The sequence below is a fragment of the Citrobacter sp. RHBSTW-00881 genome, from assembly GCF_013728515.1.
In the GTDB taxonomy this organism is placed as follows: Bacteria; Pseudomonadota; Gammaproteobacteria; order Enterobacterales; family Enterobacteriaceae; genus Citrobacter; species Citrobacter braakii.
This window is the reverse complement of the sequence record NZ_CP056269.1, coordinates 2,515,394-2,530,449: the sequence shown is the minus strand read 5'-3', so window position 1 is coordinate 2,530,449 and position 15,056 is coordinate 2,515,394. Positions and strand designations below refer to the sequence as shown.

Below are 15,056 nucleotides of genomic sequence, written 5' to 3'. Positions count from 1 at the left end.
GCGGCACGTTGCTGCCGGGCGCTCAGAACTTGCGCGACTGCGTGACTTACGATTACACTTTCACCATCGATTAACATTTGGAAAATAATAAGGAGGATACTTATGCTGTACTGTGAACGTTTTATCGTTTCACATGCTTTTGGCGATCGCCAGTGCTCAAGCGTTATCGGTATCGTGCTGCGATAACTTCTGCTTGAGCGAAGCTAACTTCTAAATCCTCTTCTCTCGGGCTTACCGGGTTATCGTCAGCGATGTTTGACGAGGCGTTTTTACGCCTGTAACTCTTGAGTAAGCAACAATGAGCACATTACTAACCGCACAATCCTTACACGTTGATACGGCATTCGGCACGCTATTCGACGATCTTTCCTTTACCCTGAAAAAAGGCGACCGCATCGGGCTTATCGGTTACAACGGCTGCGGCAAAAGCACGCTGTTAAAACTGCTCGATGGCACAATTTCGCCGACCAGTGGGGTTATCGCGCAGGCAAATCACTGCCATCTCGCCCGTGTAGAACAACATCTCCCTGACGAAATACTGCCGCTCACGCTGCAGGAAGCCGTTCTGGCTCAATTGCCCGAGCATGAACGCGCAGGTCAGCAGTGGCGAGTTGAAGCACTGCTCGCCGAAATGGGGTTCACGCCGGAGAATTTATCTCTGACAGCACACACGCTGAGCGGCGGCCAACACACGCGTCTGTTATTGGCGCGGGCGCTGATGCGAAACCCTGACCTGCTGCTGCTGGATGAGCCGGGTAACCACCTGGATCTGCCAACATTACTGTGGCTGGAACAGTTCTTACAAAACTGGTCTGGCAGTTTTGTGGTGGTTTCCCACGACCCGCAGCTGTTAGACGCGGTGACTCACGGAACCTGGATCCTGCGCGATCGAACTCTTCATGCCTTCGATCTGCCCTGTAGCGCAGCGCGTCAAGCTCTGGCAGAAAGAGACATCAGCGATGCTCTGCGCCATAAGGCTGAGCAAAAGGAGATAGACCGGGTGACCGCCAGCGCCAAACGGCTGGCTACCTGGGGGCGGGTCTACGACAACGAAGATCTTTCCCGCAAGGCCAAGCAGATGGAAAAACAGGTACAGCGCCTGAAAGAGGTACAGACTGAAGTGACGTCAGGAAGTCAGTGGACACTAACATTGCAGGGAGATGCCCTGCGTGCGGATCGTTTGCTGGAGATGACTAATCTGTCCGTGGCCCCTGCTCCCGACGCTGATACGCTGTTTTCCATTGCCGGTCTCCGGTTAAAAAGCGGCGATCGCGTGGCGATTGTCGGGCGCAACGGTTGCGGGAAATCATCGTTGTTAAGGCTTATCTGGCAACAGTTTCACTCACAACTGGCATCACCTTCACTGGTGTTGCACCCGCGCGTTACGTTGGGGTATTACGACCAGACGCTGCACCAACTCGCAGATAACGATTCGTTATTTGACGCGCTGGAGCCGTTTGCTCCGCAGCCTGATATCCGCAAAATGGCGCTGATTAGCGCGGGTTTTCCGTGGGTTCGTCACGCGCAGCGGATCAGTTCCCTAAGTGGCGGTGAGCGCTCCCGGCTGCTGTTTGTTGGGCTAACGCTTGCGCGCTACAGCCTGCTGATGCTCGATGAACCGACCAACCATCTGGATCTGGAAGGTAAAGAGGCGTTAGCAGAAACGCTGCAAAGCTATAACGGCGGCGTGTTGTTGGTCAGTCACGACCGTCAGCTTATTAGCCAAAGCTGTAACCGGTTTTGGTTGATCGACAAGGGCGAACTCAGTGAATGGCACGATCTGGACGCGGTCAATGCGCGTATTCGGGAAACATCCTCGGAGATAACCGTTCCCAAAACGGTGGTCGTTGCGAGAGTCGAAATAAGCGGTGACAGCGATGGATTGCTGGAACAACTTCTTGAGCTGGAGCAGCGTCTGGCTGACGATCTTGCCCGCAAGCCGAAACATCAAAAGCCGCTGTTACAGGCGCAATGGCGTGAGGAGATTGAGCGCCTGAACTCACAACTGGAGTAAACCGTATTGCCGGATGGCAGGCCTACATCAGCAAAATGCGCGTGTAGGGCCGTCATTCGGCTTATCGAAACATGACGTTTTTTTGGCAAAAAAATGGCGCTACAGGTGTAGCGCCATTACTATCAGGGCACGTCAGGAGTTAGTTAACCCCTTCCTCGCTCTCTTTTTTCGCTTCTTGTCGTTCAACTTCGCGATACCAGCGTGGGTGATGTTTCTTCGCCCAGCGACGGCTCACTTTCCCTTCGACCATGCCTTTAATCGATCCTTTCACCCAGAATGCCATATACATGTGGATGAGGATGGCGTGCATCAGGATAATCCCCGCAGCCGCATGGATAAGCAGGCTATAGCGCACGACCTGCATCGGGAAGAACTGCGCAAAGTACGGACGCCAGATAATGATGCCGGTGATCAGCAGCACGAAAATCATGCTCATGATCGACCAGAACATCATTTTCTGTCCGGCATTGTACTTACCCACGTCCGCCACTTTGTGTTCATTGCCTTTCAGCACTTCCACAATGTTTTTCAGCCACGGGATATCTTTTTTATCCGGGATGTTGTGGTGAACGAAGCGTACAAACATGAACATCAGCGCCACGAAGATCAGCAGTCCGAAGAACGGGTGCAAAATGCGCCCCATCTGCGGCGTACCGAAGGTCTGCGTCAGCCATTGCAGAGTCGGGAAGAAAAACGAAATCCCCGACAACGCCACCAGGAAGAAGCAGATCACCACCGTCCAGTGACAGGCGCGGTCGATAAACTTCGTGCGCACAATCATTTTCGACTTACTCATGATGATCCTCCTCGTCGTCGTCCACTTCCTTATTCGGACCGATACCAATGTAGTGGTAAATCAGTCCGGCGAAGGTGGCGATAAATCCGGCAGCGGCCAGCGGTTTCAGCGCCCCTTTCCACAGATTGATAGAGGTATCGATCTGCGGTTCTTTCGGCAGGCCGTGATACAGCTCCGGCTGGTTGGCATGATGCAGAACGTACATCACGTGCGTGCCACCCACACCTTCCGGGTTGTAGACACCGGCATGTTCATAACCACGTGCTTTCAGTTTTGCCACACGCTGTTCGCCCATTTCCAGCATTTCCTGCTTGGTGCCGAAATGGATTGCCCCGGTCGGACAGGTCTTCACGCAGGCAGGTTCCTGCCCGACGCTGACGCGGTCCACACACAGCGTACATTTATACACGCGGTTATCCTCTTTATTGAGGCGCGGAATATTAAATGGACACCCGGCAATACAGTAGCCGCAGCCAATGCAGTGCTCTGACTGAAAATCAACAATCCCGTTGGCGTACTGGATGATAGCCCCGGCAGACGGGCATGCCTTCAGGCAGCCCGGATCTTCACAGTGCATACAGCCGTCTTTACGAATCAACCACTCGAGCTTGCCGTTCTGTTCGGTTTCGGTAAACCGCATCACCGTCCAGGACTTGGCGCTAAGATCGGCAGGGTTGTCATACACCCCGACGCAGTGGCCGACTTCATCGCGGATATCATTCCACTCTGAGCATGCCACCTGACAGGCCTTACAGCCTATGCAGGTGGAAACGTCGATCAGCTTCGCGACCTCAGCTTTGTAATCACGGGCCTGAGGCGGCGGCGTGATGGCGTTTGTTGCGGACCGTTTGATGATGTCCTGCGTTTCCATAGACATATGTTCGCCTCCCTTACGCCTTCTCGATGTTAACTAAAAACGCTTTGTATTCCGGCGTTTGCGAGTTTGCATCACCGACATTCGGCGTCAGGGTGTTGGCGATATAGCCTTTACGCGCGACTCCTTCAAAGCCCCAGTGGATCGGGATCCCAACCGTTTCAACCTGCTGACCGTTGACGTGCAGAGTACGCAGACGACGGGTAACCACGGCAACTGCGCGAATAAATCCACGCTTGCTGCTAACTTTGACGTGATCGCCGTTGGAGATCCCCTTCGCTGCCGCCAGCGTTTCGCTGATTTCCACAAACTGCTCTGGCTGGGCAATCGCATTCAGCAATGCGTGCTTGGTCCAGGTATGGAAATGTTCGGTCAGACGATAGGTCGTCCCGACGTACGGGAAGTCCTGTTTCGTGCCCATGCGTAACTTATCCGCTTCGTACAGACGCGCTGCCGGGTTGGAGATCACGTTCGGATGCAGCGGGTTCGTACCCAGCGGCGTTTCCATCGGCTCGTAGTGTTCCGGGAACGGACCTTCCGCCATCTTATCGATAGCGAACAGACGACCCAGCCCTTCCGGCTGCATAATAAACGGATTGGTGCCACTGCCCGGTGCTGCGGTGTTGAAGTCCGGGATATCGTTCCCCGTCCATTTCGTGCCGTTCCACTGGATCAGCATGCGTTTTGGATCCCATGGCTTACCTTGCGGGTCCGCCGAAGCGCGGTTATACAGCACGCGACGGTTTAACGGCCATGCCCAGGCCCAGCCCAGCGTATTACCGAGACCTGACGGGTCGGCGTTATCGCGATTGGCCATCTGGTTGCCCTGCTCGGTCCAGCTACCGGTATAAATCCAGCAGGACGATGACGTAGACCCATCATCGCGCAGAAGCGCAAAGCTGCTGAGTAACTGGCCTTTCTTCGCAACCAGCACACCGTTGGCATCATAGAGATCTTCCAGCGCATAGCCGTTGTTCTCTTTTGCCACTTCCTCGGAGTGCGGTTCGTCCGGCTGCTTATAGTTCCAGCTCATTTTCAGCACGGGTTCTACGGCTTTACCGCCTTCAGTGCGATACATGTCGCGCAGACGGTGATAAATACCGGCCAGAATTTCGCCGTCGTTGCGGGCTTCACCCGGGGCATCCTGACCTTTCCAGTGCCACTGCAGCCAGCGACCGGAGTTGGCGATGGAGCCGTCCTCTTCCGCAAAGCAGGTGGATGGCAAACGGAAGACTTCGGTCTGAATAGAAGCCGGATCAACGTCGTTTGATTCGCCGTGGTTCTGCCAGAACGTAGAGGTTTCGGTCACCAGCGGATCGATAATCACCAGATACTTCAGTTTGCTCAGGCACTGCACCACTTTGTTTTTGTCCGGGAAGGACGCGACCGGGTTAAAGCCCTGACAGATGTAGCCGGTGACTTTCCCGCTATCCATCATGTTGAAGTATTTGATGACGTCGTAGGACTGATCCCACTTCGGCAGCCACTCAAAGCCCCAGTCGTTTTCTTTCTGCGCCGCATTGCCGTAGAAAGATTTCATCAGGCTGACGAAGAATTTCGGGTAGTTGCCCCAGTAGTTCACCTGATCGGCCAACGTCGCTTTTGGCGTGTTAGCAGCCAGATAGGTTTGCAGATCGGCCTGTTTCTCTGACGGCAGCGTCAGGTAGCCTGGCAGACTGGTAGAGAGCAGCCCTAAGTCGGTTAAACCCTGAATGTTGGAGTGACCGCGTAAAGCGTTGACCCCGCCACCTGCCATCCCCATGTTGCCGAGCAGCAACTGGATCATGGCCATGGTACGGATGTTCTGCGCCCCGACGGTATGCTGTGTCCAGCCCAGCGCATACAGGAACGTGGTGGTGCGATCCGCTGCGCTGGTGGAAGCCAGCACTTCGCAAACTTTCAGGAAGTCTTCTTTTGGCGTACCGCAGATGTTTTCCACCACATCCGGCGTGTAGCGGGAAACGTGCTGTTTTAGCAGATTCCAGACACAGCGAGGATGGCTTAACGTTTCATCGCGTTTCGCGTAGCCGTTTTCATCGAACTGGTAGTTCCAGGACGATTTATCGTATTGGCGTTTTTTCGCGTCGTAACCGCTGAACAGGCCGTCTTCGAAAGCAAAATCATCACGCACCAGCAGGCTGGCGTTGGTGTAATGCTTAACGTATTCAGCGTTGATTTTGTTGTTTTCAATCAGATACAGCAAGACGCCGGACAGGAACGTAATGTCCGTGCCGGAACGAATTGGCGCGTAAATATCCGCTACCGAGGCTGTACGTGTAAAACGGGGGTCAACAACAATTAGCGTAGCATCATTGTTGTTTTTAGCTTCCATCGCCCAGCGGAATCCCACCGGATGTGCTTCAGCGGCGTTACCGCCCATCACCATCACGACGTTGGCGTTTTTAATATCAACCCAGTGGTTGGTCATCGCACCGCGACCAAATGTTGGAGCAAGACTTGCTACCGTTGGTCCGTGTCAGACGCGTGCCTGGTTGTCTACTGCCAGCATGCCGAGTGAGCGCACAAATTTTTGCGTCAGCATGCCGGTTTCATTACTTGCCGCAGATGCGCAGAGCATCCCGGTAGAAAGCCAGCGGTTTACCGTTACGCCCTGCTCATTCTTCTCAATAAAGTTGGCGTCGCGGTCAGTTTTCATCAGCTTCGCGATACGGGTGAAAGCCTCATCCCAGCTGATACGCTGCCATTTGTCGGAGCCTGGAGCGCGATATTCCGGGTAACGCAGACGGTTTTCACTGTGCACGTAATCCAGTAATCCTGCGCCCTTAGGGCATAATGCCCCACGGCTCACCGGATGATCCGGATCCCCTTCAATATGGTAAATCGACTCTTTGGCGTTTTTTGCTCCATCTCCCAGGCTATACATTAATAGCCCGCAACCTACGGAACAGTATGTGCAGGTGTTTCGGATCTCTTTGGCGCGCAACAGCTTATAGTTTCGCGCCTGAGCCAGTGCCATTTTGGGTGCAAAACCCAGAGCGGCTACTGTTGTTCCCGCCATACCGCCCGCGCAGATTTTAAAAAATTGTCTGCGGCTGACGTCCATTGCTTTCCTCTTTTTTGCAGGGATTCGTACAGGAAATCTCTCAAATTGCGCCAGCACGGCATGATTGAAAGATGACATGTACAACTTCGCGACGAAACTATCAGCTATATCCATATTTTTTTTGCGTCAAATCAATAACGAAACGGTTCCGCTACTAAATAGTGCACTTCGCTTAACCTTTGTACCCATAAGGAAGTAGACAAAAGGGAATTAATTAGCGCGCTACGGTGTAAAGATGCTATACATTTCAGCTTAATTTTTGCCAGTACCATGGACAGACAATCAGCATGACAAAACAAAAAGCAACGTTAATTGGGCTTATTGCCATCGTGCTCTGGAGCACGATGGTCGGGCTTATTCGTGGGGTAAGCGAAGGACTGGGGCCGGCAGGCGGCGCGGCGATGATTTTTACATTAAGCGGCCTGTTACTGATATTTACCGTCGGATTCCCAAATATCAGAAAAATTCCTGTGCGATATTTAATCGCCGGTAGCGTGCTTTTTGTTAGCTATGAAATATGCTTAGCGCTGGCCCTCGGCTATGCCGCCACTCGTCACCAGGCTATTGAAGTGGGTATGGTCAATTATCTCTGGCCAAGTCTGACAATATTATTCGCCATCTTATTTAATGGCCAAAAAACAACCTGGTTGGTGATTCCCGGATTAATCATCGCATTGACCGGGGTTTGTTGGGTGTTGGGGGGCGAAAACGGCCTCAATCCTGGAGAAATTATCAGTAATGTTGCCAGCAGTCCGCTTAGCTATTTCCTCGCCTTTCTCGGCGCTTTTATCTGGGCAACGTATTGCACGGTGACCAATAAATATGCAAAAGGTTTTAACGGCATCACCGTGTTCGTTTTACTAACGGCGGCAAGTTTGTGGGTTTACTATTTTATTACGCCTCAACCGGAAATGGTTTTCAGCACTTCGGTGACGATTAAAATGTTCACTGCAGCATTAACGTTAGGATTTGCCTATGCCGCGTGGAATATTGGCATTTTGCATGGCAACGTGACCGTTATGGCCGTCGGGTCTTATTTTACTCCGGTGCTCTCCTCTGCGCTGGCCGCAGTGTTGCTCAGCGCCCCGCTGTCACTATCCTTCTGGCAAGGAGCGCTGATGGTCTGCGCGGGGTCTCTGCTTTGCTGGCTGGCAACGCGCCGTGCCTGAAAAAAAGTCGGGTTTTATCACAAACAAATAAAATCCGGCTATACTTTAGACAATTTAATGAATAATAATTGTTCATTCCACTGCGGTTTATGTTTATATTTGTTTAATTAAATGTTAAATATATGGAAATTAATTAACACCCGAAAGTATTACTCGGTCATCTATATCTCTTCACATGTATATATTACACCTGAGAAACTAACGCCATTTAAATCATAGCCTGCACAATAGTTCCCCATGTAAATATACCCATTCCGATCTGTCACATATTAAGATTAATACAATCAGCTATATTATGTAGATCTGGATCACACAACTTCAAATATTTCGCAATATTATGAAACTTATTATTGAACTTATACCACTGCGTCATTTAAAAATGGTTTGCCATTGACGAACCCCTTCGTTTAGGGAAGGTGCGAACAAGTCCCTGATATGAGATCATGTTTGTCATCTGGAGCCATGGAACAGGGTTCATCATGAGTCATCAACTTACCTTCGCCGACAGTGAATTCAGCAGTAAGCGCCGTCAGACCAGAAAAGAGATTTTCTTGTCCCGTATGGAGCAGATTCTGCCATGGCAAAACATGGTGGAAGTCATCGAGCCGTTTTACCCCAAGGCTGGTAATGGCCGGCGACCTTATCCGCTGGAAACCATGCTACGCATTCACTGCATGCAGCATTGGTACAACCTGAGCGATGGCGCGATGGAAGATGCTCTGTACGAAATCGCCTCCATGCGTCGGTTTGCCCGGTTATCCCTGGATAGCGCCTTGCCTGACCGCACCACCATCATGAATTTCCGCCACCTGCTGGAGCAGCATCAACTGGCCCGCCAATTGTTCAAGACCATCAATCGCTGGCTGGCCGAAGCAGGCGTCATGATGACTCAAGGCACCTTGGTCGATGCCACCATCATTGAGGCACCCAGCTCGACCAAGAACAAAGAGCAGCAACGCGATCCGGAGATGCATCAGACCAAGAAAGGCAATCAGTGGCACTTTGGCATGAAGGCCCACATTGGTGTCGATGCCAAGAGTGGCCTGACCCACAGCCTAGTCACCACCGCGGCCAACGAGCATGACCTCAATCAGCTGGGTAATCTGCTGCATGGAGAGGAGCAATTTGTCTCAGCCGATGCCGGCTACCAAGGGGCGCCACAGCGCGAGGAGCTGGCCGAGGTGGATGTGGACTGGCTGATCGCCGAGCGCCCCGGCAAGGTAAGAACCTTGAAACAGCATCCACGCAAGAACAAAACGGCCATCAACATCGAATACATGAAAGCCAGCATCCGTGCCAGGGTGGAGCACCCATTTCGCATCATCAAGCGACAGTTCGGCTTCGTGAAAGCCAGATACAAGGGGTTGCTGAAAAACGATAACCAACTGGCGATGTTATTCACGCTGGCCAACCTGTTTCGGGCGGACCAAATGATACGTCAGTGGGAGAGATCTCACTAAAAACTGGGGATAACGCCTTAAATGGCGAAGAAACGGTCTAAATAGGCTGATTCAAGGCATTTACGGGAGAAAAAATCGGCTCAAACATGAAGAAATGAAATGACTGAGTCAGCCGAGAAGAATTTCCCCGCTTATTCGCACCTTCCTTAGCAATGGTTTAGGAAACACACCAAGAAATAATTATAAGGATTATTTAGAATGAAACTTAAATTAGTTGCAGTGGCAGTGACTAGCCTGTTGGCGGCAGGTGCGGTAAACGCAGCTGAGGTATATAACAAAGACGCAAACAAACTGGACCTGTACGGTAAAGTTCACGCTCAGCACTACTTCTCTGACGATACCGGCAGCGATGGCGACAAAACTTACGCGCGTCTGGGCTTCAAAGGCGAAACTCAGATCAACGACCAACTGGTTGGTTTCGGTCAGTGGGAATATGAATTTAAAGGCAACCGTTCTGAAAATCAGGGTTCCGACAAAGATAAAACCCGTCTGGCATTCGCTGGTCTGAAATTCGCTGAATACGGTTCTTTCGACTACGGTCGTAACTACGGCGTAGCTTACGACATCGGCGCATGGACCGACGTCCTGCCAGAGTTCGGTGGCGATACCTGGACCCAGAGTGATGTCTTCATGACTGGCCGTACTACTGGCGTTGCAACCTACCGTAACACCGACTTCTTCGGTCTGGTCGAAGGTCTGAACTTTGCCCTGCAGTACCAGGGTAAAAACGATCGTAGCGACGACAAAGAAGCTAACGGCGACGGCTTCGGTCTGTCTACTACCTATGAGTACGAAGGCTTCGGCGTAGGTGCAGCCTATGCGAAATCTGACCGTACTGACTCCCAGAACAACCACAGCGGTCAGTTCAAAGCTGACGGTAAGAACGCTGAAGTTTGGGCTGCTGGCCTGAAATACGATGCGAACAACATCTACCTGGCAACCACCTACTCCGAAACCCGTAACATGACTACCTTTGGTGGTACTGTTAACGGTACTGAGATCATCGGTATTGCAAATAAAGCACAGAACTTTGAAGCTGTTGCTCAGTACCAGTTCGACTTCGGTCTGCGTCCGTCCGTTGCTTACCTGAAGTCTAAAGGTAAAGACATCAACGGTTACGGCGACCAGGATCTGGTTGAATACGTAGACCTGGGTGCTACCTACTACTTCAACAAAAACATGTCCACCTTCGTTGATTACAAAATCAACCTGCTGGATGACAACAACTTCACAAAAGCTGCCGGTGTAAGCACCGACAACATCGTTGCTGTTGGTCTGAACTACCAGTTCTAATTTTGTTGTAGTCTGAATACAAAGCCAGTCCTTCCAGGGCTGGCTTTTTCTCTTAATGTAGACTCGGTCATAAGGAGTATGCCGTGCAGACATTCACTGGTCGTTGTCTTTGCGGGCAGAGTCATTTTACCGTCGACGTCGAAATGCTGGATGTCTATGCCTGTCATTGTACGCTGTGCCAGAAGTGGTCAGGTGGCATCGCTATGTATCTGGAAGCCAGCGCTCAGCCGCTGATGTCGCCAGATTCAGCAGAACCTTCGCACTTCCCATCTTCAAATCGTGGTGAACGTTTTTTCTGTTCCGGTTGCGGGTGCCCGCTGTGGTTTACCCTAACGGGCAGCGATCGTTATTTTGTGCCGTGGACGCTGCTGGAGCTGAATGAGGTGGATCGCCGCCGCCTGGTTTTAGCGGCAGAGATCTATACGGAAACACAGCCTGCGTTCTGGAGGCTGACGGGGCAATACGCTCGACTGAGTGGGAAAGAAGTCGAAGAGATGGATTACCCCTGTCATTTAGCCCATTAGTTATTGACGCTGTACCTTTGCCAGACTGAACCACATTCCTACCGCTAATACGATAAGCATGCTGCCGGCGCTGCTTAAGGTCACGCTGTGCGACCAGGTAAAAGCTTCTTTAGCAGCCGACAGCAACGCCTCACTCAGCGACGACGGGAGCGAATGTGCCAGCTGCACCGCCTCACCCATTGACGATGAGGCTCGTTCTATCTCCTGTGGGTTAAGTCCGACAGGCGGCAGAATCGAGGCTGAAAAGCTGCGGCTCAACAACAAACCAAAGATAGCGATCCCAAGCCCGGCCCCCAGTTCATAAGCCATTGTCTCAATGGCGCCCGCAGCTGCGGCTTTTTCTGCCGGGGCTGCCGCCATGATAGCCGCCGTTGAGGCCAGCAGCGCACTGGCGGCGCTGAAACCGAGCAAAGCCATTAATATCCAGGCTTGAATCTGCTGAGTACTGAAATCTGTCATCGCCAGGCCGTAAAAACTGACGGCGCTAAGCGCCATACCCGCCGTTGCCACACAACGTAATCCCAGGCGTGACACCAGCATACCGGCAATGGGTCCGCTGAAGCCGCTTGCCAGCATCACCGGCAGCATAAACAGTCCCGCCTGATACGGTGTTAAACCATGAACAAACTGTAGCTCCTGAGCCATCAGTAACTCGAAACCCACCAGAGTTATCATCGCGGTCATCGCCATCACAACGCCGCTTAAGATGATACGATGCGTGAACAGCCGCATATCAATCATCGGGCGGGAAGCAGCGAGCTGAATGCGGACAAACTGCCACAACAGTAACGCGCCGGTTAACAGCGTCAACGCAATGGCAGCGGTCGCCGTATGCCCTTTCAGCGCGGTTTTAGCGCTGTAAACCAGCAGCAGAATGGCGACAATCAACATTACCGCATGACCGAAATTTAACGACTGATCGCGACGTCCGGCCTGGCGCGGCACTAAACGTGCGGTTAAGGCCATTACCACCAGGACAATCGGCACATTAATTAAGAACACGGATCCCCAGTAGAAGTGCTCCAGCAGCATTCCACCAACCAGTGGGCCAAATGCCGCACCGCCGGAACCCACGGCAGCCCAGACACCGAGCGCCATATTGCGATGCCGTTGCTCAGCGAATGTGGCGCGAATACCCGCAAGCGTTGCCGGAACAATCATCGCCGCCCCAATCGCCAATACGGCCCGAGTGGCAATCAGCCAACCCGCGCTGTGGGCAAAGGCAGCGGCCAGCGATGCGAGACCAAATACTCCGCCCCCTAACAGCAGCAGACGTTTAAAGCCAATACGATCGCCCAGCGCGCCCATTGGCAATACCATTCCGGCCATTACCAGAGAATAAATATCAATGATCCACAGCAGCTCGTTACCACTGGCACCCAGCGTCATACTCAGCGTGGGCGCGGCAACGTGCAGCACCGTTGCATCAATCGCAACAGGGATGTAGACCAGTACAATAATGACTAACGTTAACCACTGACGAAACATAAAACTCCCTAACGAAACTGAAACTGGACACGTGTCCAGCTTTAGCGATCCTACGGAAATTTGAACGTATGTCCAACTTTTTGTTAGACTGCGTGCTATACGGGTACAGGAGGAAAGATGAGCTATCTGAATCGGGACGAACGTCGGGAAGTTATTCTGCAAGCGGCCATGCGTGTCGCGCTTGAGGAAGGATTTACTGCTATGACGGTGCGGCGTATTGCCACGGAAGCTCAGGTGTCCACCGGGCAGGTACACCATCACTTTACCTCTGCGGGTGAGTTAAAATCCCTCGCGTTTGTGCAACTGATACGGACCCTTCTGGATGCCGAACAGGTCAGTGATAACGCCAGCTTCCGCGAACGACTGCATGCTATGTTGGGCAGCGAAGATGGCGGGTTCGAACCCTACATTAAACTGTGGCGCGAAGCGCAGGTCCTGGCGGATAAAGATCCGGAAATCAAAAGCGCCTACCTGCTAACCATGCGGATGTGGCATGAAGAAACCGCCGCTATCATCACTCAAGGACAGAGTGCAGGTGAATTCTCAGCAATACCGGATGCGGCCGAGGTGGCCTGGCGCTTAATCGCATTGGTTTGCGGCCTGGATGGCATCTATGTCTTAGGCATTGAGGAAATGGCCGACCCTGCATTCGAACGCCATTTGGATCGTATGATTACGTTAGAGTTAGTTAATTGATGTTATAGATGAATTAATAATACATCTTTTAATTTTACAATTGGTAACACTTAAGCAACATGTAATTCCCTCATCACGCCGCGTTATTGCGCTTTTTTATCTATTCTTTCAGTCAATATTCCCAAAACTTTTCAATAGTTTCTAAAAAGAACTCGCGCGGCGCTGTGTGCGTTTATTTCTTTTTCATGAACGGCATGGGCATGGAGAATAATATGTCAGCATCAAATGAGAAAAATAATCGTTATCTTTTAACTGACTGGAAACCGGAGAACCCCGCCTTTTGGGAAAACAAAGGTAAGCATATTGCACGTAGAAACCTCTGGATATCAGTAAGTTGTCTGTTGCTGGCGTTCTGCGTCTGGATGTTGTTTAGCGCCGTGGCCGTCAATCTGAATAAAATTGGTTTTAATTTCACCACTGACCAACTGTTTTTATTAACGGCATTGCCTTCTCTTTCTGGCGCAATATTGCGCGTTCCCTACTCCTTTATGGTACCTATATTTGGTGGGCGCCGGTGGACCATTTTTAGCACGATTATTCTGGTTATTCCCTGCGTCTGGCTCGGTTTTGCCGTGCAAAATAACGCTACTCCGTTTGGCGTATTTATTATCATTGCGCTGATGTGTGGTTTTGCTGGCGCAAACTTTGCCTCCAGCATGGGTAATATCAGCTTTTTCTTCCCCAAAGCGAAACAAGGCAGCGCATTAGGCGTTAACGGTGGTCTCGGCAACCTTGGCGTCAGCGTGATGCAGTTGATCGCGCCGCTGGTGATCTTTCTGCCTATCTTTACCTTTTTGGGCGTACAGGGCGTACCGCAAGCCGACGGCTCGTTATTGTCGCTGGCCAATGCCGCATGGATTTGGGTTCCGTTACTGCTGATAGCCACCTTAGCAGCAGGCATGGGAATGAACGATATTGCCAGTTCGAAGGCCTCAATTGCTTCCCAGTTGCCGGTCCTCAAGCGTTTTCATCTGTGGCTATTAAGCCTGCTGTATCTCGCCACCTTCGGCTCATTTATCGGCTTTTCGGCAGGCTTTGCCATGCTGGCGAAAACTCAGTTCCCGGACGTGAATATCCTGCAACTGGCGTTCTTCGGCCCCTTCATCGGCGCTCTTGCGCGATCGGCAGGTGGGGTGATCTCTGACAAATTCGGTGGTGTGCGCGTCACGTTAATTAACTTCATCTTTATGGCGCTGTTTAGCGCCCTGCTGTTTCTCACCCTGCCAGGGTCAGGCGAAGGAAACTTTGTCGCCTTCTACCTGGTGTTTATGGGCTTGTTCCTGACTGCGGGTCTGGGAAGCGGCTCAACCTTCCAGATGATCGCGGTGATCTTTCGCAAAATCACCATATACCGGGTCAAGCTGCACGGTGGTACTGAAGAACAGGCCCAACGTGAGGCGGTAACCGATACCGCTGCCGCGCTGGGATTCATCTCTGCTATTGGCGCTGTGGGGGGCTTTTTCATCCCCAAAGCGTTTGGTTCATCGCTGGCGCTGACTGGCTCTCCGGTGGGCGCAATGAAAATATTCCTCGTGTTTTACATCGTCTGCGTGCTGGTGACCTGGCTGGTCTATGGCCGTAAATCACAAAAAAAATAACAAAATGGATACCGCAGGATCGGACAGTTCGATAGGCCGGATAAGGCGTTAACCGCCATCCGGCCTACCGTTCGATTCAC

11 protein-coding genes are annotated in these 15,056 nt (G+C 51.9%); 7 read left to right on the top strand and 4 right to left on the bottom strand.

Annotated elements, in window-relative coordinates:
* Positions 1–298: 298 nt before the first annotated feature.
* Complete coding sequence (locus HV311_RS12050) at positions 299–2,014, top strand: ABC-F family ATP-binding cassette domain-containing protein (protein ID WP_046276369.1); 1,716 nt, start codon at positions 299–301, stop codon at positions 2,012–2,014.
* A gap of 139 nt (positions 2,015–2,153) precedes the next feature.
* Here the strand turns inward: HV311_RS12050 and fdnI are convergent, their stop codons facing one another.
* The 3 genes from fdnI to fdnG are packed head-to-tail and all read right to left on the bottom strand — an operon-like array spanning position 2,154 to position 6,748.
* Positions 2,154–2,810, bottom strand: coding sequence for a formate dehydrogenase-N subunit gamma (fdnI, locus tag HV311_RS12045; RefSeq protein WP_016153106.1), 657 nt, complete (start codon positions 2,808–2,810; stop codon positions 2,154–2,156).
* Positions 2,803–3,687 carry a formate dehydrogenase N subunit beta gene (fdnH, locus tag HV311_RS12040; RefSeq protein WP_016156544.1) on the bottom strand — a complete coding sequence of 295 codons (885 nt, stop codon included), beginning with the start codon at positions 3,685–3,687 and terminating at the stop codon, positions 2,803–2,805. Before fdnH ends, fdnI begins: the two co-directional genes overlap by 8 nt.
* Before the next feature lie 13 nt (positions 3,688–3,700).
* Positions 3,701–6,748, bottom strand: coding sequence for a formate dehydrogenase-N subunit alpha (fdnG, locus tag HV311_RS12035; protein WP_094169740.1), 3,048 nt, complete (start codon positions 6,746–6,748; stop codon positions 3,701–3,703).
* 287 nt (positions 6,749–7,035) lie between these two features.
* On the opposite strand from fdnG, the gene yddG reads away from it, so the two are divergent.
* The 4 genes from yddG to HV311_RS12015 all read left to right on the top strand — a co-directional run bounded on the left by yddG (position 7,036) and on the right by HV311_RS12015 (position 11,194).
* Positions 7,036–7,917 carry an aromatic amino acid efflux DMT transporter YddG gene (yddG, locus tag HV311_RS12030; protein ID WP_016156546.1) on the top strand — a complete coding sequence of 294 codons (882 nt, stop codon included), beginning with the start codon at positions 7,036–7,038 and terminating at the stop codon, positions 7,915–7,917.
* 479 nt (positions 7,918–8,396) lie between these two features.
* Complete coding sequence (locus tag HV311_RS12025) at positions 8,397–9,377, top strand: IS5-like element IS5 family transposase (RefSeq protein ID WP_064349473.1); 981 nt, start codon at positions 8,397–8,399, stop codon at positions 9,375–9,377.
* A gap of 198 nt (positions 9,378–9,575) precedes the next feature.
* Positions 9,576–10,670, top strand: a complete 1,095-nt coding sequence (ompD, locus tag HV311_RS12020) for a porin OmpD (RefSeq protein ID WP_016156547.1) — start codon at positions 9,576–9,578, stop codon at positions 10,668–10,670.
* A 143-nt stretch (positions 10,671–10,813) separates the two neighbouring features.
* Positions 10,814–11,194: a GFA family protein gene (locus tag HV311_RS12015; protein ID WP_087121860.1), complete on the top strand. Its 381-nt coding sequence runs from the start codon at positions 10,814–10,816 to the stop codon at positions 11,192–11,194.
* Here the strand turns inward: HV311_RS12015 and HV311_RS12010 are convergent, their stop codons facing one another.
* A complete protein-coding gene (locus tag HV311_RS12010) occupies positions 11,195–12,682 on the bottom strand; it encodes an MFS transporter (protein WP_191221131.1) in 1,488 nt (495 codons plus the stop codon).
* A 117-nt stretch (positions 12,683–12,799) separates the two neighbouring features.
* Between HV311_RS12010 and HV311_RS12005 the strand changes: the two genes are divergently transcribed.
* Entirely contained in the window at positions 12,800–13,378 is a 579-nt protein-coding gene (locus tag HV311_RS12005; protein ID WP_016153113.1) for a TetR family transcriptional regulator, read from the top strand.
* Between the two features lie 212 nt (positions 13,379–13,590).
* Positions 13,591–14,976 (top strand): NarK family nitrate/nitrite MFS transporter, encoded by a 1,386-nt coding sequence (locus HV311_RS12000; protein ID WP_047358146.1) that lies wholly within the window; start codon positions 13,591–13,593, stop codon positions 14,974–14,976.
* Positions 14,977–15,056 lie beyond the last annotated feature (80 nt).